Origin of the sequence: Aquimarina sp. RZ0 (assembly GCF_008370685.1) — a bacterium.
Classification (GTDB): Bacteria; Bacteroidota; Bacteroidia; order Flavobacteriales; family Flavobacteriaceae; genus Aquimarina.
Window position 1 is genome coordinate 1 of record NZ_VTZU01000192.1, and the last position, 1901, is coordinate 1901.

The 1901-nt window shown below is 40.7% G+C and carries 1 pseudogene; it reads left to right on the forward strand.

The window, feature by feature from the left end:
• Positions 1-1901: pseudogene (locus F0000_RS27150) on the forward strand (hypothetical protein); the annotation flags it as partial.

A 1901-nucleotide genomic window follows, 5' to 3' on the forward strand; every position in this document is an offset into this window, starting at 1 on the left:
GTTGACACCAGGTACATATAGTGTATTAGTTAGCGATTCTAATAATTGTTCTTCAGGCGCTATTCCATTTACGATAGCAGACGAACTGCTGATTACAGCCTCTTTAACCAAAGATTTGGATTGTAGTGCCAGTCCGGATGCTGAAATAAATGTTACAGTATCAGGAGGCAATGGCGGTAATACCTTTGAGTTGAATACCAATGGTGGGGGTTATGTTGCCTATGGCGGCGGTTTTCCGTTTACTACGACTGTAGCCGGCACGTATCAGTTTAGAGTTACCGATAGCGCAGGCTGTGAGGCAGAGACCTCTATAATTACGATTAATCCAGCACCAGATCCTGTAGCAACGGTAGTAGCGACAGATATTTTTTGTAATGGAGATGCTACAGGAATAATTACCTTTACTATTGATACAAGTATTGGTACAGGTCCTTATGAGACAAGTATTGATAATGGAGGTACTTTTAGTTTACAAACGGTATACTCAGGTCTGGCAGCAGGCACCTATACTTATATAGTACGTGATGCTAAATCATGTACTCTTACTGGCAGTGTAACTATAGATGAACCAGACCCAATATCCGCTACGATCACTTTTGAGCCAGTTTCTTGTACTGGAGCAGGTACCTTTGATTATGGTACAGTAACGGTTGAAAATGTAACTGGTGGTACTGTAAGTACGACAGGTTATACATATACTTTACTTAATTCTGACGGTACATTAGTAACAGCAGCTACAGCATTACCAGCAGTATTTACTTCTGCAAACCCAGCTTTGCCTACTACGGCTACCACACTTACTTTTGGTGAAGTTGATTTTGGAACGTATTTTATCACTGTTGAAGATGAGAATGGATGTTTGTTTACGACTAATACTATCACGGTTTCAAGTCCACCAGATGATTTAGAGATATTATTTAATGCAGGTCCTTCTGATTGTAATGCCAATGGCGCAGTATATGATATTGCGATCAATAACGGGAATCCTCCTTTTGAAATCAGGATTGTTGGAGCCCCGGTACCTTTAGGTAATTTTAACCCTACCAATGGGTTAGGAACTCCTCCACCACCACCTTTTGTAGTTATCGGCGGAGTTGGAGGAAACCTTCATCAGTTTAGTCAGTTATTATTTGGTGTTTCCTATATTGTAGAAGTTCGAGATGGTGGAGGCTGTATTTATAGAGAGACGTTAACTCCACAGACCAATGCTACCTCACCAACGGTAACTCAGAGCGCTTTACAAAATATTAGTTGTAATGGACTTACGGACGGTTCTATAACAGTTGATGTTACTGCTTTTGGAGGCGTTGGTTTACAGTGGGAATTATTTAACAGTGCTACAGGAAACTCTATTTTAACTGGTAATGATCCGGCAGCCACAGATCCATATTCTTTAACGATTCCTAATTTGGGAGTAGGGAATTATACCTTGGCAGTAGGTACTTCTGCAGATCCCTTCTGTACAGATACGGTAGACTTCAATATCACTGAACCACCATTACTAGAGCTTAATTTGATATCACAAACCGATGCCAATTGTAATATAGATGCTCAGGTTGTTGTCAATGGAGTTGGAGGGATCCCACCTTATCAATATGCTGTAGTTCCAGATGGAGCCCCAGCCCCATTGATAGGTAGTTATGGACCTGTTAGTACATTAATATTAGATCCGGCTTTAGGACTAGATTGGGATGTTTATGTTATAGATTCGAGTGTTACCACCGGAGCCCCAGGCTTTTGTTTAGCAGGTCCATTGGATGTAACCATTACCGAGATTGCTGATCCAGTATTCACGAGTGTTCCTGTTTTTGTTGATGATGTTTGTGTATTTGACAATAATTATACATTTACAGTAACAGCTACGGGAGTAGGACAATTAGAATATGGTATTGATGATGGAG